Origin of the sequence: Exiguobacterium sp. s127 (genome assembly GCF_018618695.1) — a bacterium.
Taxonomy (GTDB): domain Bacteria; phylum Bacillota; class Bacilli; order Exiguobacteriales; family Exiguobacteriaceae; genus Exiguobacterium_A; species Exiguobacterium_A oxidotolerans.
In genome coordinates this window covers 77,604-95,804 of record NZ_JACSMO010000010.1, presented here as the reverse complement: position 1 = coordinate 95,804, position 18,201 = coordinate 77,604, and the positions used below count along the sequence as shown (strand labels likewise).

Below are 18,201 nucleotides of genomic sequence, written 5' to 3'. Positions count from 1 at the left end.
CCTTTAGACCTCATTTCGGCTTCCGTTTCGTTTGATGAAATTCTTTTAACGCCCGATTGAAGTTGGCAATGACGGCACTGAGGACCCCGATGCCAAGCAACACGTAGACCATCGAAAAGATTTTTCCGAGTGGCGTGATCGGATGAACGTCACCATAGCCGACCGTCGTCAATGTCATGACCGCTAAGTAGACGGAATCGAGATACGTCAATTTTTCGACGCTATGATAGAAGAACATTCCGACCGCGAGTAAGAAGACGACGGAAAACATGACCGCTTTCTGTTCTTCTTGGCGAAACAGGATTCGGACGACATGAAACATGTTTCGCATCAATATGAAAAAGGCAATCATCGAATCAGTCCTTTAATTGGAATGGAAGTTCATCAAGATTGAATGACCGGTTGCTGAACCAGTTGGATTGACGCAACCGTTCTTCGAGATAACGGTTCAGGACGGCTGCTGCTTGTTCGCCCGTCAAGGCGTTGATGTCCGGGACCTGATTGATCACCAAGTCTGTATCCGCTAATCCATAGTCCGGTAAGCTCGATTCGATTGCCGTCACCTCTTCTTGAGACAGGCGTTTCCCGGTGACCGTCACCGTCAATTGTTCTTTTTGTTCATCATAGGACTGGTCAATCACCACGTTTTCTGCGAACTGCTCATCGATTAACGACGTGATCCCGGTACTGATGACACTTTCCTGGACTAACGTCACGGCAGAAAAAATACTGGGGATCGTAATCAGGATGGACAGGACGGCAAGTGCAATGTTAATGCGAGGGTTTTGACGTTTATTAGCATTCACTGCAGAAGCGATGCCCATGAACCGAATACCGATGAACGTCGCAATCGTGATGAAGCCGCAATTGATGACGAATAAATAACTCGACCCTAAAAAATAGTCCAAATTCATCGTCGCAATCGAATAGCCGACCGTACAAAGAGGCGGCATTAAAGCGGTCGCAATCGCGACACCGGGGACGATGTTATTGCTTACTTTTTTTCGCGCACCGATGATGCCTGCCGTCCCGCCGGCAAACGCAATCACGACATCCCAAATCGTCGGTGACGTTCTTGCAATAATCTCATTACTTGCATACGTGATGGGTGAAATGGAAAAGTATAACGTTGCCACAATCAGACTGACGGACACTTGGACAATCAATAATTTCGTCGCACGTTTGAGGAGTGTTAAATCGGATACGGATAATGCAAATCCGACACCTAAAATAGGGGTCATCAACGGCGAGACGAGCATCGCGCCGATGATGATTGGAATGGAGTTCATGTTCAGACCGATTGAGGCAATGAAGATTGAACACATGAGAATAACGGAGTCGCTCGGTGTTACTTTTAAATCGGCATACATCTTATCTTTAAATTCACTTGGCGAATAATGATGATCCATTATCTAATCAACTCCTTTAAAACAAAAGGACAGCTGTCGTGAACGATGCATGATGTTGATCCATTTAATTAATGGTGATGCGAATGAGGTGCGGCACGCCCCTCGAGTTCACAAAGTAAGGCATCACTATGCTCGTGATTGGCAGTCTCGATTTGAATCGTCGCATGATGGATATGTTGATCTTCAAGCTTATGCTTGATTTCCTGAAGTAACGCCTCCCCTTCAGCAATCGACATGTCCCCGTCCGTGACGACGTGACACGACAGGGCATTCAATCCACTCGTGATCGCCCAGACATGTAAGTCATGGACGTCGTTGACACCCTCTGTCCCTTGAATCGTCGCGGTGATTTCTTCGAGATTGACGTTCTCAGGGACACCTTCCATCAAAATATTGACGGCTGATTTCGTCACGAAGTAACCACTTCGTAAGACGAGCAGCGCTACGATGATACTTGCGAGCGGATCGGCCCAGTTCCAACCGAAAAACATGATGAGCAAGGCTGCTGCAATCGCACCAATCGAGCCGAGTGTGTCACTCAAGACATGGAGATAGGCACCTTTCATGTTCAGGTTTTCTTTGACGTCGCCCCCGCGTAGCATGATCCAAGCGACAAGCAGATTGACGAGAAGACCGATGACACTGACGATCAGCATCCCTGTCGAGGCAATCGACGTCGGCTCTGTAAAACGACGAATCGCTTCATAAAAGATATAGAGCGAAATCGCGATTAAAGCGACACCGTTGATGACGGCAGCCAGGATTTCGAAACGTCTGTAACCGAATGTCTTACTGCCGCTCGCTGCCCGTTCCCCGAGCTTAAACGCGACGAGCGAAATCGCGAGTGACGCCGAGTCACTTAACATATGTCCGGCGTCAGCGAGAAGTGCCAAACTATTCGTCAAGTATCCGCCAATCACTTCAACGATCATAAATAGTGTGATGATGGAAAAAGCAATCAATAATACACGTTTGTTTCCAGTGTGTGCATGGTCGTGCCCGTGGTCATGTCCCATTTCATTCTCTCCTTTAAGTGTTGTCTGCAATTCGGACAGTCGATCGTCCGTAGATGCACGCGGAAAGGATGAAGCAGCTTCTTGTTTAAAGCAGATCGCAACCCGTTCAATTCCTCGTATATTGCAAGTAGTTCCTATCCACTCGATACCCGAAAAAGACAGGAACAATTCATCCGGTTCAAAAAAAGGAATTACAGTTCTGGATGGAAGCAGAACGGAAACCTAAAAAATCGTCGTGTAAAAAAAGTAAAATAATTCAAAAAACATGGTATTATATAGGTTATATAGAATACAAGAAGGTGAATCCGCATGCTTGTTTTAGGAATGAGTATTGGTATTATCATGGCATTAATCTTTACCAAACTTCAAAAACCCGATGAAGCTTCTCAATTATCAGTTGAACTGATCGGACATCATACGAAAGATGTTATTTACGTTTACGAAGTGAAACCGATCCAACGCTTTCGGTACATCAGCCCGTCGCTTGATGAACATATTGGTGATGGCGTCGTCGATGCGAGCTACGCCGATCCGGCTGTTTGTTTTGACCGTATTCATCCGGATGACTTTGATATTTTGATTGCAAAGATATCAGGTACGGGAAATTATGATACCGCCTTTTTACAACGGTGGCGGACGAATGATGGACGATATGTCTGGTTTGAGGAGTATACAACTCCGATTTATGAAAATGATGAACTTGTCGCAATCCAAGGAATCATACGTAATGTTGAACAAGCGATAACTGAAAAAAATGAATTAGAGAAACGGTGCAGGACCGATGCTTTGACAGGACTTTATAACCGTTATCAATTTGATAATATGATATCGGAACTTATGCCGTGTCAAAACGTTCCACTCGCTATCTTATTATTTGATTTAAACGACTTAAAGATTCAAAATGATCATCACGGTCATGCTGCCGGAGATGAATTGCTCAAATTGACCGCGTTCGCTCTAAAGCAGCATAGCCAAAACGTTTACCGCATTGGCGGTGACGAGTTTGCCATTATCGAATCACACTTGACGCTTGAAGAAATCGAAACACTAAGAGCAGGCATTCATGCTGAAATGGACAAGATGCATATCGCTCTCGCTTCGGGCTTCGCGAACGGAATGGCACAAGATGTCGAGCAGCTCATCATGCAAGCTGATGCTGCCATGTACATTGATAAATCAACAAAAAAAATCCGTACATCTTCCACACTTTAAAACGCGGAAGATGTACGGACTTTTTATATAAGCGAATGAATGGTGCTTCGCCTTACCGACTGATTTCGTCATGCTCAGGAGCACCGTCTGAACGAATCAATTTCTCTAGAATCTGAACAAGCCTTGAACGTTTGACCTGACTGGATGCATCTTGATGCGGATTTACGAACTGGCAACTATCGTTATCGTAATATTTTCCAGAAGCATTTTTGAACTCGTCTGAAAGTGCGGCGTCCACTAAAATTTTTGCGCCAATTTTCACATCATGACCTTCAATGCCAAATGCAGACTTGACCATTTTACTTCCTAATAGTGATTTAGGGTTAATAGCGATAAAGGCAGGTGCTTGCTGTTTCGCCATTTCGATGGTCCACATTGTAAGTGCTAACTTGCTTTGAGCGTATGCATCCCCGTCAGGCAATACTTTTTTTCCGAGAAGGGCATCGACCTCTACTTCTTGTTGAGCTGCTGACGAAACGTTAATGACGCGACTACTTGAAGACATCAATGGCAGAAGCGCTTTTGTCAGCGTATAAGGAGCAATTGTATTTACGGCAAACCGAATGTCTAAACCTTCAGCAGTAACCGTTTCGGGTGCACCGTAGACGCCGGCATTGTTAATGAGCACATCGATTCCGGAAACCTCATGAGAGAGTTGCTCCGCCAATCGCTTAACCTCGATTAACCTAGACAAATCTGCTACAAAAGGTACGATTGTCGAGTTTTTCAAAGTTTTACACACAGCGGTTAACTTCTTTTCGTTCCGTCCGTGTAACAATATCGTATGACCTTGTTCGGCTAGCATCTTTGCTGTCTCAAGTCCGATTCCGTCTGTAGCACCGGTGATTAGGATATTCATCAGAATTCTTCGATGATTTCAGATTGCTCGAGTCGCGATTTTGGTAAGGATGCATTAAAATCAGAAGCAGCCCGATAGCCTAATGAAACGACGACACTTGAAGTGAAGCCTTGCTCGCGTAAGTTAAATTCTTCATCTAATACTTTCATGTCTAGTCCTTCCATTGGGACAGCATCGATTCCTAAATCCGCGACGCCGAGAAGGAATGACCCTAAGTTCAAGTACACCTGCTTTTCCGTCCAGTGTTGAAGATCTTTAAAGTCGTATTTGTGTAAATCAACGAAAATTTTTCGCCCCCCATGATTTGCCTGCTTAAATTCTTCTTCAGCAAACCGGCCATCCGCATCTTCTTTTTCCGTCAGATGAAGTAAATATTCGTCTGAAATGTCGCTTTTCGCGGCAAAGATCACGACAGCTGCTGCACCGGTGATTTTTGATTCGTTGAATCCGAAAAAGCCTTGTGCCGCCTTTGCAATCCGTTCTTTCCCTGCTTCACTTGATGCGATGACAAAGTGCCACGGTTGGACATTTGTTGACGAAGGTGCTAGTTGAAGGAGTGATTTAATTGTTGCCATATCTTCCTGTGAAATTTGTTTTTCCTGATCAAACTCTTTTGTAGAGTAGCGTGTTTGTAATGTGTTGATCAATGTCATATTGCCACGTCCTTTGTATGTTTAATGTGTAAAGTACTTCGTCAGTATATATCCCGGAAAATCGGCAAACAAGTACTGACATTTTTATCCGTACGGACATTAAAGTACAAAAAACGTGAACCGTTCACCCCTTAGTAAAAGGCGCACAGTTCACGTTTTTATGTTTTTTACTCGTATTCCTCGCTAAAAGAAATTTCACCATACTCATACGTTTCGTGGTAGGTTTTTCCCCAAGTGCCCAACTCTTTCAAAATCGGCAGTAATGCTTGTCCCAAGTCCTCTAACGCATATTCGACTTTCAATGGCAATTCGTCATATACTGTTCTTTTTACAAGCCCCGCATCTACCAGCTCTTTTAGTTGTCTTGAAAGGACACGTTCATTCACATTCGGTATTTTTCGTTTCAATTCGCCGAACCGGAGGATTTTTGCTCCGCCGATATGATAAATAATCAAAGGCTTCCATTTACCGCCCATGACATCTAAAGAAAGTTCAACATTACAATAAAAGTGCTTCTTGTTTTGATTCACCATCTTAATCTCCTTTCTATCATTCCCTTTTTGAGTTTATGCTTTTTGAATGAAAGAAACTAGGAAAATGCTGATTGATGGTAATACCAACTTGATTCGAAAGGATTTTTAAACAACTGTTTACAGCTTGATTGATGTAGCTAGTAATTTCTTGATTGTGATTTTTATAAAATTCCAGCTTCTCGGTTTCTAATGAGGCATCAAGTTGAAAATCCAATGCCAACTCGTCAATTAAAGTAGGCAGATAAGTCTGATCATAGCCTTCGATTTCAAACAAAGGAACCGTTAGCGGAGAGAGTTTGAGTTCATATAATTTAATAATCCGACCATTTAAACGGTTGAAATCCCTGTAAGATTTTTCTAAATCCGCCTGCCATTGCTCGCGTGAGACGTACGCGACCTTCTCGAGGTAAAACGCTAACCATACCTGATCGGATATCAAATGACAGAGGTAACCGAGGTAAAACGGTTCCGCTAACCGTGTTTCATATGTATGCAAAAAGCGGTCCAGGTTAATCCGGTTCTTCCCGTTCTCATCCAGGTCCTTGAAATGGGTTTTCCCTTTCGGCACGCCCATCAGACCGTGGATATCCGGTGCAATCCCGCCTAACAGAAAATCACTCCGGGGCTCCGGTTTCAGCTTGTCCGCGAGCAATGACGCAATACAATAATGCATGATCCGCGATCCCATATGTCTTCGCTCCTTTTAGTTTAATCGTTCGCGCGTTCATCGATTCGGCGGACGGCATCAAGGACGGCGTCCGGTCGGTCCAGATGAATCGCATGACTTGCCTGCTCCACAAAAAGTAGTTCGCTTTGAGTCGATAAGTCGGCCTGTTCGCAAATCAATCGTTTCCATGTGTCCTCAAGCAAGCGTAGCTCCGCTTCCGGCAACCCCTCTTCGATTCCGCTGTTCACGGCCAGTTCCTTGTCGCGTCCGAGCACAATAAGTGGAAGATCAGCGAGTCGACCGCGCCGTTCCAACGTAACAGCGTCGTTCTGCCACTGTTCGATGGCGGTGGCCATTTCGCCGTACAGCAACGGATCGGTTTGGAAATCGAGCAGCTCTCGTTGGACGCTTACCGGTAACTGCCGTTGCTCGTGTGTCAGTTCTGGTCGAATGGCCTCGCATAAGGCGTGACGTGTCATTTCCGCGTAACTTCGGCACTTGTCAAGCCAGACCTGATCCGTCGACAGTTCATCGAGGACCGGTAACGTCAAGGAATCGAGTTGCCGTAAGCGAACGGATGTCGAGTCGACGAGAACGAGTCCACGGACGGTTTCCGGGTAATCATGCGCCATCTGTTGGGCACACAGCCCGCCGTAAGAGTGTCCGACAAGCAGGACCGGCTCCGTGACGTCTAAAGTTTTCAGTAATTCCTGCAATTGCAAAGCGACCGCAACTGTCCCGGTTTGAGTTGTGTTCATCAGTTCATGGCGGTGAAATGAAATCACGCGAAATGTTTGTTTTAATGATTCAATGACTGGATACCATTCATGATAGGTGCAGCCAAGACCGGGCAGAATGACGAGTGGTCGTCCCGGCGTTTTCGTATCGAAATGGGACATGTATATCCTCCGTTTTCTACAGTATAAACATTTTTTCCTATAGTCGTCATTTTTCCATTATAATGAAATTATGTTTTGATTTTATTATAGGAATGGCGGTAATTGAAATTAAAAATATTCAAGCTGTTATCTTTGATTTAGACGGTACCCTTCTGAATCGTCAGTTGTCCTTACAAAGATTCATCACGGGACAATACCAGCGTTTTTTTAACGACTTACAGCCTGTTTCACTGCCGGACTATTCGCGTCGCTTCATCACATTAGACAATGATGGTTACGTTTCAAAAGATGTTGTCTATCAACAATTACTTCAAGAGTTCGAGATCACGACGGTAACGTGGCGTCAATTATTCGACGATTACCTCGTTTTCTTTCCAGACCATTGCATCGCGTATCCTGATACGACGGTCATGTTAAACAACTTAAATAAACAAGGTTATCTGATTGGCCTCATTTCAAACGGCGCATCTGACTTCCAGCGCGCCAATTTAGAAGCTTTAGGGATTGTACATTATTTCAATCACATCCTCATTTCGGAAGACATTGGAATCAAAAAGCCGGACCCGCTTATTTTTAACTACTTTTTAGAAAAGTGTGCCCTTGACGCACATGCGACCGTCTACATCGGCGACCATCCCGTAAACGACGTTTACGGTGCGCAGCAAGTCGGGATGAACGTGATTTGGAAAAGAAACGGCTCCACGCGTCGGCCCCCGTGTACGGACTGGATCGACGACTGGTCCGAATTAGGCACATTGCTTCAGAATGACCAACAAAAAGGAGTTTTTACCATGTCAGAACTGCAATACCAAATCCGCCCCTACGCGGACCACGATTTTGAGGCGATTCAACGGTTGAATGCGGCTGAAGGCTGGAGTAATCTCGTCGCCCGTGCTGACGAAACAAAACGCGCCTTTGCGGCGTCTAACGTTGCTTACGTCGTCGTCATCGACGGCACCGTTTCCGGCTACATCCGTGGCATGACGGATACGGCGATCACGCTCTACATCTGTGAGCTGTTGATCGCGGACAGTGCCCGCGGGCAGGGACTCGGACAAGCCTTGCTCGGACACGTCCACGCCCTCTATCCGGCGACACGGCTCGAGATTCTCGCGAGCGCTTCCTCCCACTCGTTTTACGAACAACTCGGCTATCGTCCGTTTTATGGTTTTCGAAAGACGATCGATGCCACCGTCACAACGCCTCCCACATCGCTTTGAAGACGACCGGGTCGACCTTAAAGAAGACACCCAGTTGGTGATAGACGACGTAGCCGCCTGCAATCAGCCGCAGCGACACTGTGATCCCGTCCGCTTGCGTCACGCGTAAGACCTTCATTGTTTTGTAATCCGTGACTTCTGGCGGTACTTCTTCGCGTGTCATCGCACGGGCCTCGTACAAGGCATCAATGAAAGCCCGGTACCGACTGTCCGCTGTCATCGGTTGTGCCGTTTCGTCGTCGTTCCACTGGTCAAATGTTTGATAGGCGAGGCGTCTGACCGGCGCGTCGAGGTTTAAATCCCGGAAAAAATCGTTGCCTGTTTTCAGCACGAAGCCCGTCTGGCGCTCGAGTAGCCAGACTTTTTTTATGCCTTCTTCCTCCCCTACAGCGAACAGGCGCACGGACGGCTTATAGCCGTCGACCCGATACAAAGTGACCGGTCCGAGGTTCGAGCCACTTTCCAGTGTTTCAGGGGTAGTATCACCCGTTTCCTCAAGTGTTGCCGTCACGCGCCCCAGTTTCTTCCCTTGCAGGGCACGGACGTCATCCGTCAGCGGTGTCTCCATCGCAAGATAAAGCTCATTTTGATAGACGAGCCCGGGGAGCATACTGCCTGCGGTCGAACTGCCCTCCACTTGTTCGTCCTGCGCCCAGTTCGGGACGACGACGGCACCGTCTGTCCGTACGATTTCTGCCGCAGGCGGTGTCTCTTCCAGTAGCATGCCGCCACCGACCGTCAACAGGAGTGCTGCTGCAACCAGTCCTGTCGCGGTCTTACGTCCGACGAAGCGCGGACGGCGTGCCTGCTGAACGCCGGCGAGCAAATGACTGCGGACCTGTCCGCGGGGCACATCGATTGAATCCACTGCGCGTTTGACCTGCTCTTTCATTTTGCCCCGCCCCCTTTCACCTGTTTGGCCTGACCCTTTTGAATCGCCCGGTAGAGTGTACTTTTGACCGTACTGACAGGTATTTGCAGGAGATCGGCGACGTGCTGCAGTGTGTAGTCCTCGTAATACCGTAAGAACAGGATCGTCCGTTCCGCTACGGTGAGCACTTCGAGCAGCTCCTGCAAGTAAAGATCATTGACGAGTCGCTCCTCGAAAATAACTGGTTCGGCGACATCCGTTGCCGCCGTCGCATAATCGACCCGGATTCCTTGGGTTTTCTTTAGCATGTCGAGCGCACAATTGATCGCGATCCGCGTCAACCAGGTTTTGGCGATCGTCGCGTCCAATAACGTACGGCGGTGTTTCCAGGCGCGATAGGCAACTTCCTGCACATTTTCGAGCGCATCCTGGTCATTTTTTAAGTACAGGTAGGACATCTTGTAAAGATAGGTATCATGACGCGTCAAAAACATCAGAAACGTGTCATCGTCAAACGCGGGTTGCCGCTTGTTTCGCCGACCGATCATCGCCCGTTCTCCCCTTTCTGTCTGTCACTACCTGTTAGACCGCGTAACCGACGGATTTCGTTTCAACGATTTAAATTTTTTTCACTCAAGTTGCTTCATTCTCCGCTTCATGGACACCCGGCCAGTTCTTTCCCCACTGTTTTTCCGTCAGCCGTTGCCGGTAAATCACTTGCCGTGCCGTCGCCTGGAACAGCGGCGTCGGCTGCAGCCGTTGCTGCAACAAATCACCAACACCGTAGGCCGTGAAAAAATCGAGCTGGTCCGCTTGTAGCGTCAGACCGATCGCCGTCACCGTCTCCGGAAACTGTGCCATCGCGTCGCGGGACGACCGGTATGGCGGTAAGTCATTTTTGGTATGCATCCGTGCCTGATTTTTGACGGACCAGGGGTAGTCCGGCAACTGTTCGTTCAGTCGGGCTTCCAGCATTTGGTCAGTCGCTTCCGTCGTGTCGGATGCGTCAAAATAGATGACGTCGATGTCCGCCACCGCTGTCGCTTCCTTTTGCTCTAAAACATCCCAAATTTTCGCCCGGACATACCCGGCACAAATCCACCAGTCCGGTAAGTCGAGTGTCGCGACCGCCTCAAGAAGTATTCTTGTCTCCCGGTCCCGTTCAAACATCTGGACGATATCTGTTTCCGTCTTCATTTGCACCATCGCTCCTTTTTAATCGAACCACGTCACGCCATGCTGCTTGATAAAGGCAAGTTCTTGCTCATAATGCGTCGCATGCCCCTCCTCAATCATCCGCTGAAACGCCTCCTCCCCGTCGGCTGCTTTACGATGAATCGTCAACAGGAGGGCTTCAATCCGCAGCAGTAACGTATCAAACAATTGCGTTTTTAATTCCGGCATCCCGTAAGCCGCTAAAAAGATGTCGATGCGGCGTTTGATCCGGTCCGGTCCCGTAACGGGGTCATAGTCGACTTGTCGCCCGTGTTCATCGTGATGATGGCGGCTGAGCGGGACGAACGTATACAACGTGTAGGCGATGTCCCAAATCCGTGGTCCGGGTGCCGCTAAATCAAAGTCGATGACGCCGATCGGTTTTTCGTCCTTAAAAATGACATTGTAGACGGCAAAATCATTGTGACAGATGACTGCATACGGCAGCGGCGTATTGTCGAGCGGCTCCCATGACGCGGGTACTTCGAAGTCTGCCGTGGCATCATGAAACTGACGGAGTAACCGGGCCGTCTCTTCTAACACGGCCTCCGACCACATGTAGGCCTTGAGGGGATAGTTTCCCGCCTCCCCGTCAAGATACGACAGGATTTCCCGGTTTTGCGGATCGATTCCGAGAAACCGTGGACTTGCTGGATACTCTTTTTTCTCGAGGTGCACGAGCAGCCGGTGAATCCGCGGACTGTCCGGCTTTTGTTCCCGCCGGACCGTGTCGCCTGCGCGACTGACGGCAGAAACGTTTCCCCCTGTTAACGGTTGTTCCTGTTCGCTTTTCTTTGACAAGATGTAACCTCCCTATCGTTTCGAATCAAACTTGGGTAAGAAGACGATGATACCTGCACCAATCAAACACATGATGACATCACTGAACGTAACCGCTCCTATCTCAAAATCAAGCATCGTCCTGACAAGCTGCCAGACGAGCACGAGCGTGATTACTAAAGGAACGGCACGTTTCATCCAGCGGGGTATGCGAATCCATTCCCGTAATAACCGTGCTCCCCATTTCTTCAACACGTCCCCCACCTTTCACGACTGATTAATCCCATATTTTCCCTATCCAATTTCAGTATAGCATTATCGGAAGGCGTGATACACTGGTTAAAAAGAGTTGTCAGAGAGGGTGGATGCTCGGTGAAAGCAATGACGATTGAAAAATATGGAAACGTACCACTCGAACTAACGGAACAGCCCCTTCCCGTTGTCTCCGCACATGATGTCTTAGTCGAAATTCATGCCGCGAGCATCAATCCGGTTGACTTTAAGATTCGGGACGGCAAGGTCAAGCTGTTGATTCCCTACCAGTTCCCGTTGATTCTCGGCAACGATTTTGCCGGCATCGTCACGAGGGTCGGTTCCGCGGTAACACAGTTTCAAGTCGGCGACGCCGTTTACGGACGCGCCGAAAAACAGCGGATCGGGACATTCGCGGAATTCATCGCGATTCATGAAGACCTACTCGCACGAAAACCGGAGGCGTTATCGTTCGAAGAGGCGGCGTCGATCCCGCTCGTCGGTTTGACGTCCTATCAGGCACTCCACGACGTCTTACAAGCGACACCGGGTCAAAAAATCTTGATCCAGGCCGGTGCCGGGGGTGTCGGGACGTTCGCCATCCAACTGGCGAAGGCGATGGGACTGTATGTCGCGACGACCGCCAGTCCTGCCGGCCATGACCTTGTCAAAGCACTCGGTGCCGACGAAATCATCGATTACCGGACCGTCGCGTTCGACGAGGTCTTACATGATTATGACGGTGTCTACGATACGATTGGCGACGAGACGCTCAGACGGGCCTTTAAAATCGTCCGGCCCGGTGGACAAATCGTCTCGATTTCCGGATTGCCGAATGGTCGGTTCGGTAAAGCGTACGGTTCCGGATTTTTAAAAACGATGTTATTTCGTCTCTTGACGGTCCGCGAGGCCTTTCTCGAGCGGAAATACCGCGTCACATACACGTTTTTGTTCATGAAACCGAGCGGACGACAACTGCAGCACATCACGGAATGGATTGAGACGGGGCAAATCAAACCGGTCATCGATCGCGTCTATCCGTTTGAAGCGGCACAGGAGGCACTCGCCTATTCGGAATCCGGTCATGCGAAAGGGAAAGTCATCTTGAAGGTGAAGTAAGCGAATTAAATTTTTTTGACAACCCATGCTGAAAGGAGCAGACGGATGCAGTTTTATATCGGTTCAAGCTTTGCAAATATCACGAACGTCCGGATATTACGGGATAAACTGATTGATCGCGGATTTTCGCTGACGTATGATTGGACCCAAAACGAACGGGCAACGAGTAAAGCGGCACTGCAAACGATTGGTCATGCTGAAAAGCAGGCCATCACGCTCTCGGACTGCGTCATCATTTTGCTGCCGGCAGGTAAAGGAAGCCATATCGAACTCGGAATCGCCCTAGGACAAGACAAGCCGATTTTTCTCCATTGTGTTGATCAGACACATGACCGGTTCGAGACGACGAGTACGTTCTATCATTTGCCGGAAATCATCCCCTGCAGTGGGACGCTTGATGAATTGACCGAATTGATTGTGCAGCATCACCAGCGGATGTCTATTCGTGGATTGTAGAGGGTCCTCCTCCGCAATCTTTTTTTATCGTCAACTACTGCATCTGGATTTTTTTGTAAATTACACTAGCTATTTTTCGCTCCTTCCGCTATGATTTGTTTAACAGTTAACTTTTATTAACCGGTTTATTTAATGATGAGAGGTGTTGGAAATGATGCAAAAGTCGATTTTGATTTTAGAACACTATGAACAGTTGAAGGTCATCAGTGACCCGATGCGGACAAAGATGTTGATGCACTTGATTGAACAACCGCATACGGGTCACCAATTAGCTCAAAAACTGGATGTCTCCCGGGCAAAAATCCTGTACCACTTACGTGAACTCGAAAAGTACCAGCTGATAACGTTAGTGAAAGAAGAGATTCAGGGTGGAAACGTCTTAAAGTATTATCAATCCGTCGCACGCGGTTTTATCCCAGCTGATCATTTGCTTAATTTAGTTGAGACACAACAAGCGACTCGCCATTCTTACCTTGAAGTCCTCGACCGCGCGAAAACACGTGTCCTGACTGCGCCGGACGACTCCTTTCAACCACGTTCTTCCGATGTCGAAGCGTGGACCAGTTTGTCCGTCCAAAAAGAAATCGCGACGACACCACAACAATTTTTAGAATTCACAAAAAAATACCGGCATCTCCTGGCTGAGTTAGAAGATCAATGCGTGACGGAAGACGACAAAAAACTTTTTTATATCATGGCGACCGGGTTTGAAATCGATGAGGCATTATTCGAGGAAAAATAACGGAAGGAGAAACGCTAATGTATGAACGCACGGTGAATGAAAATCATGCCTTTTTTCGAAACCGCTCCTTTCTTAGTCTTTGGCTAGCGAGTACATGTTCTTTTCTTGCACTATCGACTTACCTCTTTGCTGAACAATGGTATATCTTACGGGTGCTGCAGCAGGAGGCTTACCTCGGTATCGTCCTGATGTTGACGCTTCTTCCGCGAATTTTTCTCATGTTGATCGGCGGAGTGATCGCTGACCGCTTCAAAAAGGCGATGATCATGCGCTTTTCCAGTCTATTCCGGTTAGGTTTCGTCATCGCCCTTTTGTTTGTCTATCAAAATGATGCCTTAGGAATCATTCAGTTGTCACTGTTCGCATTTCTATTCGGCTGCATCGATGCGTTTTTTTCACCCGCCAGCTCCTCACTCCTTCCGTTACTCCTGTCATCCGAAGACTTCACACGGGCAAATGCCGTTGTCCAAACGTCGAACCAACTCGCCTTATTTTCCGGACCGCTTCTCGGCGGGATTCTTTTAACGACCTACTCGTTCACTCTTTTATTTGTTGTCGTCGGCTGTTTTTTGTCTGTGACGTTCCTTTGTTCCTTATTCATTAGCGAACGCCGTGTTGAACACCGACGTTCAACGTCTGCAACAGCTGAACTTATCGAAGGCATCCGTTATGTTTTTTCTGAACCTTATTTACGAAAGATCCTGTTCATCTTAATCATCATCAACTTTTTCTTTTTCGGTCCACTCTTAATGGGAATCCCGTTATTAGTCGATGGTGTGCTGCACGGGCAAGCCCTCGATTTAAGTTATCTGCAAGGAGCGTATCAAATCGGCATGTTGCTCGGTGCTGCCTTGATAGGACTACGCAATATCAAAAGTCAGTCGATCCGCTTACTGCTTCTACTGATTGGCGGATTAGGCATCGGGTTAGCCGCACTGGGTCAAATCTCAACGGTCTTTCAAGGTGTCGTCCTGTTGCTTACAATGGGGTTACTGTCCGCTGTCATCAACGTCTTACTCTTGACGACCATTCAAGCGACGAGCCAACAGCCGATGATGGGACGTGTCATGAGTTTAGTGAATGCGGCGTCGAACGGCTTAGTCCCGCTGTCGTATGCGTTAATCTCACTTTCGCTCTATTTCCATTTCACCATCACATGGATTCTCTTGTATTGCGGCATCATGATCGTGACCACTTCCTGTTTTTTCTTCATCCGTTCAATGAAAAAAGATTGATGAAGCTTAAAGATTTTACGTACAGATGCCGTTTTGTCGAGACGGAATACGCTTTAATACGTTTAGATGACGCATCTTTTTTTGGCATCTTCTAAATAAGGACAGATGCTTTTATCACTCAATATGACTTTGGCTACATATTGAACTATATGTACGAATTAATGATTTCAGTTGGAAAAACCGCTTGAATTGGATAAAATTAGAAATAGAAACATAGGACAATAATTCATTCGGCAATGCCCATACATTTTAGTAATTCAGAACATGAGAGGATACAACAGATGCTAACATTACAAAACATTTCGAAAACGTTTGGTGATCGGCTTGTCTTATCAGACATGTCGCTTACGATTCCGCGGGGAAAAGTAGTCGGCTTGATCGGTCCGAACGGTGCCGGGAAAACAACACTGATTCGAATCATGAACGGTGTGATCTCCCCGACGCATGGCACGGTCCGTTATGATGATCAGCCGATTGAAGCCCTTCGTACGAAAGCTGGCATCGTCACCGAAAGTGCGGGATTGTACCCTGACATGACGGCGCTTGAAAATTTAACTTTTTACGCGTCTTTATACGATGTCAGAAATAAAAATCATCTGCTTGAACTGTTGAACCAGTTTGATTTGACCCATGTCCGCGATGCCTATGTTCATACGTTTAGTACCGGTATGAAAAAGCGACTCGCGCTCGCTAAAGCAATGCTGCATGACCCGGAAATTTTATTTTTGGATGAACCGACGAATGGACTGGACCCCGACGGCATTCGCCAGGTCCTGGATATGATTCGGTCCGTGAATCAAACGAAGGGAACGACCGTCATCATCACGTCGCACCTCCTCTACCAATTGGAGAGTGTCTGTGACGCCTACATCTTCATCGAACAAGGCCGCTTCATCGATCAAGGGACACTCGCGGACTTACTGAAGCGTCACCAAACTGCGATTCGCGTCAGAATCCGGACAAACCTTCCACCAGGTTCCGTCCACACGATGTTCGAAACAGCTGTTGCACCTGTTGCTTCTGACGTGATTGAAGTATCGTTTAAAGACGAAACGTGCATCAGTCCTTTTTTGAAACAAATCATTGATCAGGGCTACGCGGTGTATGAGTGTCAAATAATCGACCGTGATTTAGAAGGCGTCTATTTTAAGTTAAGGGGTGAAACGAAATGAATTTACCACTCGTGCTTGCCGTGATTAAAAAAGACAGCATCCAACTCTTCCGAAAAAAGATCTTGCTGTTTACGTTGATTATCATCCCGGTCTTGATGGGGCTCGTCCTTCCAATCGGGTTCGCCTGGTTCATCATCGAGCTTGATCCGTCCACGTTAACCGATCCGGAAGTGCTTGATTTACTGAATCGTTTTTTGGCGACTACGGCCAGTCCGGATGTCCTGACACTGACGTTTAATGAACAATTGCTTTATTTGTTCCTAAACTATCCGCTCGTGACGTTATTTTTGTTAGTTCCGGTCATTACATGTTCCGTCATCGCTGCCAATAGTTTCGTCAGTGAAAAGGAACAGCATACATTAGAAAGCCTACTGTTTTCGCCAATCACCATCCGTGATTTGTTTTACGGCAAGCTGCTGATCTCGATTGCCTCATCCTACCTGATTTCCGCCGTCTGCTTTTTGATAAATCTGCTCGTCATCAACACTTTGATTTCCGTCAACGGCTTTTCAGTCAGCTTTCCCTCGACCCAGTGGTGGGTGTTACTCTTTCTGCTGTTACCGATTCTTTTATTGACGACGGCGTTAATTAATTTATTGATCTCGACACGGGTCAGTACGTACCAGGAAGCACAAAACTTGAGCGGTATCATCATCTTACCGTTCATCGGATTAATCATCGGTCAAATCAGCGGATTATTCTTTATCGATACGCTGTTCCTGATTCTGTTATCGATCGGTTTACTGATTCTAAACATTTTCCTGTTAAAACTCGCGTTGCGCTTCGGGACACGCGACCAGCTGTTTAATTCCCAAATGTCATGAATCGGGTAACTTATGAAAAAATCGGTCTTGTTGAAGTTTTGCGTCACGGTTTTAATGCAGGTGTCTGTGTAAGGAAGTAACAAAAAACGCCTTTCGGGATTCAAAAGAATCTCGAAAGGCGTTTACTTTATAGCCGGATCAGGACAATTCCGCCGATCATCACGAGCAAGCTGAGAATTTGAACGCCGGTAACCGGCGTCCGGGCTGCCCCGAACCAACCGAACCGGTCAATCAAGAGACTCCCCGTCAACAGACCGATCGTCACGATGATGATGGCGACGCCGGTGCCGACGAGCGGGACGATGAACGCATTCCCGGCAATGAACGTCGCACCAATCAGACCGCCGATGAACATCCACCACGGTTTTGGCGCCGTCCGGTCCACTTGGAGCTTCGGTCGCACGAGCAACAACACGAGCAGTAACGTCAGCGTCCCGATGACGAAGGAAATCAATGCCCCTTTAATCGCCGAATCGAGGACACTTCCGAGATGCCCGTTAATCGCCGCTTGCATCGCACTCATCATCCCCGTTACGATGCCGAGTAAACGCCAACCGGTCAGGTTGACTTCCGCAAGGTTCTTCGTTTCCTGTTGTCCGCGTTGCCGGCGTTTCGCCAGCCAATCCCCTAAGGCGACCGTACCGACGACACCAAGCAGGACGAGCACGGCCCCGATTAACCGGGTCGGCGACAACCGGTTGACCGCTGAATCAAACCATCCGAAATGGTCAATCAACAGCCCCATGATGACTTGTCCGAAGATGGGCATGATGACCGTCTGGACCCCGCCCAGTTTTGGAAAGAGTAAGATGTTTCCCGTCAAGAAGATGACCCCGAGAACACCACCGAACCAAATCCAGCGGGGTTCCGTCGTCCAGAGGGCTTCGTTCAATGTGAAGTCCCCTTCGACGATCAGGGTCAAGAGGACTAAAAAGACCGTCCCGATACTAAACGAGATGAAGGATGCCGTAAACGGTGATCCGACAATTCCACGCAGCCGCGTGTTGACGCTCGTCTGCACCGGAACGATGATGCCGATCGCTAAACCAATGATAATTGCTAACATG

The 18,201-nt window shown here is 47.8% G+C and carries 22 protein-coding genes; 8 read left to right on the top strand and 14 right to left on the bottom strand.

From position 1 onward, the window contains the following. Positions 1-10: 10 nt before the first annotated feature. The 3 genes from KNP98_RS12875 to KNP98_RS12865 form a co-directional block, all read right to left on the bottom strand. Positions 11-352: a potassium channel family protein gene (locus tag KNP98_RS12875; RefSeq protein ID WP_088837130.1), complete on the bottom strand. Its 342-nt coding sequence runs from the start codon at positions 350-352 to the stop codon at positions 11-13. 4 nt (positions 353-356) lie between these two features. After that, a complete protein-coding gene (locus KNP98_RS12870) occupies positions 357-1,409 on the bottom strand; it encodes a DUF389 domain-containing protein (protein ID WP_251133036.1) in 1,053 nt (350 codons plus the stop codon). 68 nt (positions 1,410-1,477) lie between these two features. Next, on the bottom strand, positions 1,478-2,425 hold the full coding sequence (locus tag KNP98_RS12865) for a cation diffusion facilitator family transporter (RefSeq protein WP_088837128.1): 948 nt from the start codon (positions 2,423-2,425) through the stop codon (positions 1,478-1,480). Between the two features lie 309 nt (positions 2,426-2,734). Here KNP98_RS12865 and KNP98_RS12860 point away from each other — a divergent pair, with 309 nt between their 5' ends. Next, positions 2,735-3,637 carry a sensor domain-containing diguanylate cyclase gene (locus KNP98_RS12860; protein ID WP_214769126.1) on the top strand — a complete coding sequence of 301 codons (903 nt, stop codon included), beginning with the start codon at positions 2,735-2,737 and terminating at the stop codon, positions 3,635-3,637. 52 nt (positions 3,638-3,689) lie between these two features. Here KNP98_RS12860 and KNP98_RS12855 read toward each other — a convergent pair whose 3' ends face one another. From KNP98_RS12855 to KNP98_RS12835, 5 genes are all read right to left on the bottom strand, one after another. Then, the gene (locus KNP98_RS12855; protein ID WP_214769128.1) at positions 3,690-4,496 is read right to left on the bottom strand and encodes an SDR family NAD(P)-dependent oxidoreductase; all 807 of its coding nucleotides are present in this window, start codon (positions 4,494-4,496) and stop codon (positions 3,690-3,692) included. Beyond that, positions 4,496-5,149: an oxygen-insensitive NAD(P)H nitroreductase gene (nfsB, locus tag KNP98_RS12850; RefSeq protein ID WP_088837125.1), complete on the bottom strand. Its 654-nt coding sequence runs from the start codon at positions 5,147-5,149 to the stop codon at positions 4,496-4,498. The genes KNP98_RS12855 and nfsB overlap by 1 nt, the downstream gene beginning before the upstream one ends. Positions 5,150-5,316: 167 nt before the next feature. After that, positions 5,317-5,679: a winged helix-turn-helix transcriptional regulator gene (locus tag KNP98_RS12845; RefSeq protein ID WP_239456891.1), complete on the bottom strand. Its 363-nt coding sequence runs from the start codon at positions 5,677-5,679 to the stop codon at positions 5,317-5,319. A gap of 19 nt (positions 5,680-5,698) precedes the next feature. Further along, positions 5,699-6,370: a zinc dependent phospholipase C family protein gene (locus KNP98_RS12840; RefSeq protein WP_214766083.1), complete on the bottom strand. Its 672-nt coding sequence runs from the start codon at positions 6,368-6,370 to the stop codon at positions 5,699-5,701. 20 nt (positions 6,371-6,390) lie between these two features. Continuing rightward, positions 6,391-7,248, bottom strand: coding sequence for an alpha/beta fold hydrolase (locus KNP98_RS12835; RefSeq protein WP_214766081.1), 858 nt, complete (start codon positions 7,246-7,248; stop codon positions 6,391-6,393). 92 nt (positions 7,249-7,340) lie between these two features. Between KNP98_RS12835 and KNP98_RS12830 the strand changes: the two genes are divergently transcribed. Next, positions 7,341-8,468, top strand: a complete 1,128-nt coding sequence (locus KNP98_RS12830) for an HAD-IA family hydrolase (protein ID WP_162288270.1) — start codon at positions 7,341-7,343, stop codon at positions 8,466-8,468. On the opposite strand, the gene KNP98_RS12825 is transcribed toward KNP98_RS12830, so the two are convergent. The 5 genes from KNP98_RS12825 to KNP98_RS12805 all read right to left on the bottom strand — a co-directional run bounded on the left by KNP98_RS12825 (position 8,443) and on the right by KNP98_RS12805 (position 11,586). Next, positions 8,443-9,360 carry a hypothetical protein gene (locus KNP98_RS12825; RefSeq protein ID WP_088837120.1) on the bottom strand — a complete coding sequence of 306 codons (918 nt, stop codon included), beginning with the start codon at positions 9,358-9,360 and terminating at the stop codon, positions 8,443-8,445. The two genes, KNP98_RS12830 and KNP98_RS12825, sit on opposite strands and share 26 nt — an antisense overlap. Further along, a complete protein-coding gene (locus KNP98_RS12820; protein ID WP_214811667.1) occupies positions 9,357-9,887 on the bottom strand; it encodes an RNA polymerase sigma factor in 531 nt (176 codons plus the stop codon). The genes KNP98_RS12825 and KNP98_RS12820 overlap by 4 nt, the downstream gene beginning before the upstream one ends. A gap of 85 nt (positions 9,888-9,972) precedes the next feature. Further along, a complete protein-coding gene (locus KNP98_RS12815) occupies positions 9,973-10,536 on the bottom strand; it encodes a nucleotidyltransferase family protein (RefSeq protein ID WP_214811664.1) in 564 nt (187 codons plus the stop codon). An 18-nt stretch (positions 10,537-10,554) separates the two neighbouring features. Continuing rightward, positions 10,555-11,355, bottom strand: a complete 801-nt coding sequence (locus KNP98_RS12810; protein ID WP_214804590.1) for a phosphotransferase enzyme family protein — start codon at positions 11,353-11,355, stop codon at positions 10,555-10,557. A gap of 12 nt (positions 11,356-11,367) precedes the next feature. Next, positions 11,368-11,586, bottom strand: coding sequence for a hypothetical protein (locus tag KNP98_RS12805; protein ID WP_251132440.1), 219 nt, complete (start codon positions 11,584-11,586; stop codon positions 11,368-11,370). A 120-nt stretch (positions 11,587-11,706) separates the two neighbouring features. Here KNP98_RS12805 and KNP98_RS12800 point away from each other — a divergent pair, with 120 nt between their 5' ends. The 6 genes from KNP98_RS12800 to KNP98_RS12775 all read left to right on the top strand — a co-directional run bounded on the left by KNP98_RS12800 (position 11,707) and on the right by KNP98_RS12775 (position 17,134). Then, a complete protein-coding gene (locus KNP98_RS12800) occupies positions 11,707-12,705 on the top strand; it encodes an NADP-dependent oxidoreductase (protein WP_214811661.1) in 999 nt (332 codons plus the stop codon). Between the two features lie 45 nt (positions 12,706-12,750). Further along, positions 12,751-13,161: a nucleoside 2-deoxyribosyltransferase gene (locus KNP98_RS12795; protein ID WP_214811658.1), complete on the top strand. Its 411-nt coding sequence runs from the start codon at positions 12,751-12,753 to the stop codon at positions 13,159-13,161. 151 nt (positions 13,162-13,312) lie between these two features. Beyond that, complete coding sequence (locus tag KNP98_RS12790) at positions 13,313-13,903, top strand: ArsR/SmtB family transcription factor (protein WP_214811655.1); 591 nt, start codon at positions 13,313-13,315, stop codon at positions 13,901-13,903. A gap of 17 nt (positions 13,904-13,920) precedes the next feature. After that, positions 13,921-15,138: an MFS transporter gene (locus KNP98_RS12785; protein WP_214811653.1), complete on the top strand. Its 1,218-nt coding sequence runs from the start codon at positions 13,921-13,923 to the stop codon at positions 15,136-15,138. 281 nt (positions 15,139-15,419) lie between these two features. Next, positions 15,420-16,310 carry a heme ABC exporter ATP-binding protein CcmA gene (gene ccmA / locus KNP98_RS12780; RefSeq protein WP_214811651.1) on the top strand — a complete coding sequence of 297 codons (891 nt, stop codon included), beginning with the start codon at positions 15,420-15,422 and terminating at the stop codon, positions 16,308-16,310. Further along, the gene (locus KNP98_RS12775) at positions 16,307-17,134 is read left to right on the top strand and encodes an ABC transporter permease subunit (RefSeq protein WP_214811649.1); all 828 of its coding nucleotides are present in this window, start codon (positions 16,307-16,309) and stop codon (positions 17,132-17,134) included. The genes ccmA and KNP98_RS12775 overlap by 4 nt, the downstream gene beginning before the upstream one ends. 127 nt (positions 17,135-17,261) lie before the next feature. Here the strand turns inward: KNP98_RS12775 and KNP98_RS12770 are convergent, their stop codons facing one another. Continuing rightward, positions 17,262-18,200: a DMT family transporter gene (locus KNP98_RS12770; protein ID WP_214811647.1), complete on the bottom strand. Its 939-nt coding sequence runs from the start codon at positions 18,198-18,200 to the stop codon at positions 17,262-17,264. Position 18,201 lies beyond the last annotated feature (1 nt).

What these genes read in the sequence shown, in the direction of transcription:
- KNP98_RS12875 (WP_088837130.1), bottom strand. Translation starts at nt 352, where the DNA reads ATGATTGCCTTTTTCATATTGATGCGAAACATGTTTCATGTCGTCCGA.
- KNP98_RS12840 (WP_214766083.1), bottom strand. Translation starts at nt 6,370, where the DNA reads ATGGGATCGCGGATCATGCATTATTGTATTGCGTCATTGCTCGCGGAC.
- KNP98_RS12835 (WP_214766081.1), bottom strand. Translation starts at nt 7,248, where the DNA reads ATGTCCCATTTCGATACGAAAACGCCGGGACGACCACTCGTCATTCTG.
- KNP98_RS12860 (WP_214769126.1), top strand. Translation starts at nt 2,735, where the DNA reads ATGCTTGTTTTAGGAATGAGTATTGGTATTATCATGGCATTAATCTTT.
- KNP98_RS12865 (WP_088837128.1), bottom strand. Translation starts at nt 2,425, where the DNA reads ATGGGACATGACCACGGGCACGACCATGCACACACTGGAAACAAACGT.
- KNP98_RS12855 (WP_214769128.1), bottom strand. Translation starts at nt 4,496, where the DNA reads ATGAATATCCTAATCACCGGTGCTACAGACGGAATCGGACTTGAGACA.
- KNP98_RS12820 (WP_214811667.1), bottom strand. Translation starts at nt 9,887, where the DNA reads ATGATCGGTCGGCGAAACAAGCGGCAACCCGCGTTTGACGATGACACG.
- KNP98_RS12795 (WP_214811658.1), top strand. Translation starts at nt 12,751, where the DNA reads ATGCAGTTTTATATCGGTTCAAGCTTTGCAAATATCACGAACGTCCGG.
- KNP98_RS12775 (WP_214811649.1), top strand. Translation starts at nt 16,307, where the DNA reads ATGAATTTACCACTCGTGCTTGCCGTGATTAAAAAAGACAGCATCCAA.
- KNP98_RS12830 (WP_162288270.1), top strand. Translation starts at nt 7,341, where the DNA reads ATGGCGGTAATTGAAATTAAAAATATTCAAGCTGTTATCTTTGATTTA.
- ccmA (WP_214811651.1), top strand. Translation starts at nt 15,420, where the DNA reads ATGCTAACATTACAAAACATTTCGAAAACGTTTGGTGATCGGCTTGTC.
- KNP98_RS12870 (WP_251133036.1), bottom strand. Translation starts at nt 1,409, where the DNA reads ATGGATCATCATTATTCGCCAAGTGAATTTAAAGATAAGATGTATGCC.
- KNP98_RS12770 (WP_214811647.1), bottom strand. Translation starts at nt 18,200, where the DNA reads ATGTTAGCAATTATCATTGGTTTAGCGATCGGCATCATCGTTCCGGTG.
- KNP98_RS12785 (WP_214811653.1), top strand. Translation starts at nt 13,921, where the DNA reads ATGTATGAACGCACGGTGAATGAAAATCATGCCTTTTTTCGAAACCGC.
- nfsB (WP_088837125.1), bottom strand. Translation starts at nt 5,149, where the DNA reads ATGACATTGATCAACACATTACAAACACGCTACTCTACAAAAGAGTTT.
- KNP98_RS12790 (WP_214811655.1), top strand. Translation starts at nt 13,313, where the DNA reads ATGATGCAAAAGTCGATTTTGATTTTAGAACACTATGAACAGTTGAAG.
- KNP98_RS12825 (WP_088837120.1), bottom strand. Translation starts at nt 9,360, where the DNA reads ATGAAAGAGCAGGTCAAACGCGCAGTGGATTCAATCGATGTGCCCCGC.
- KNP98_RS12815 (WP_214811664.1), bottom strand. Translation starts at nt 10,536, where the DNA reads ATGAAGACGGAAACAGATATCGTCCAGATGTTTGAACGGGACCGGGAG.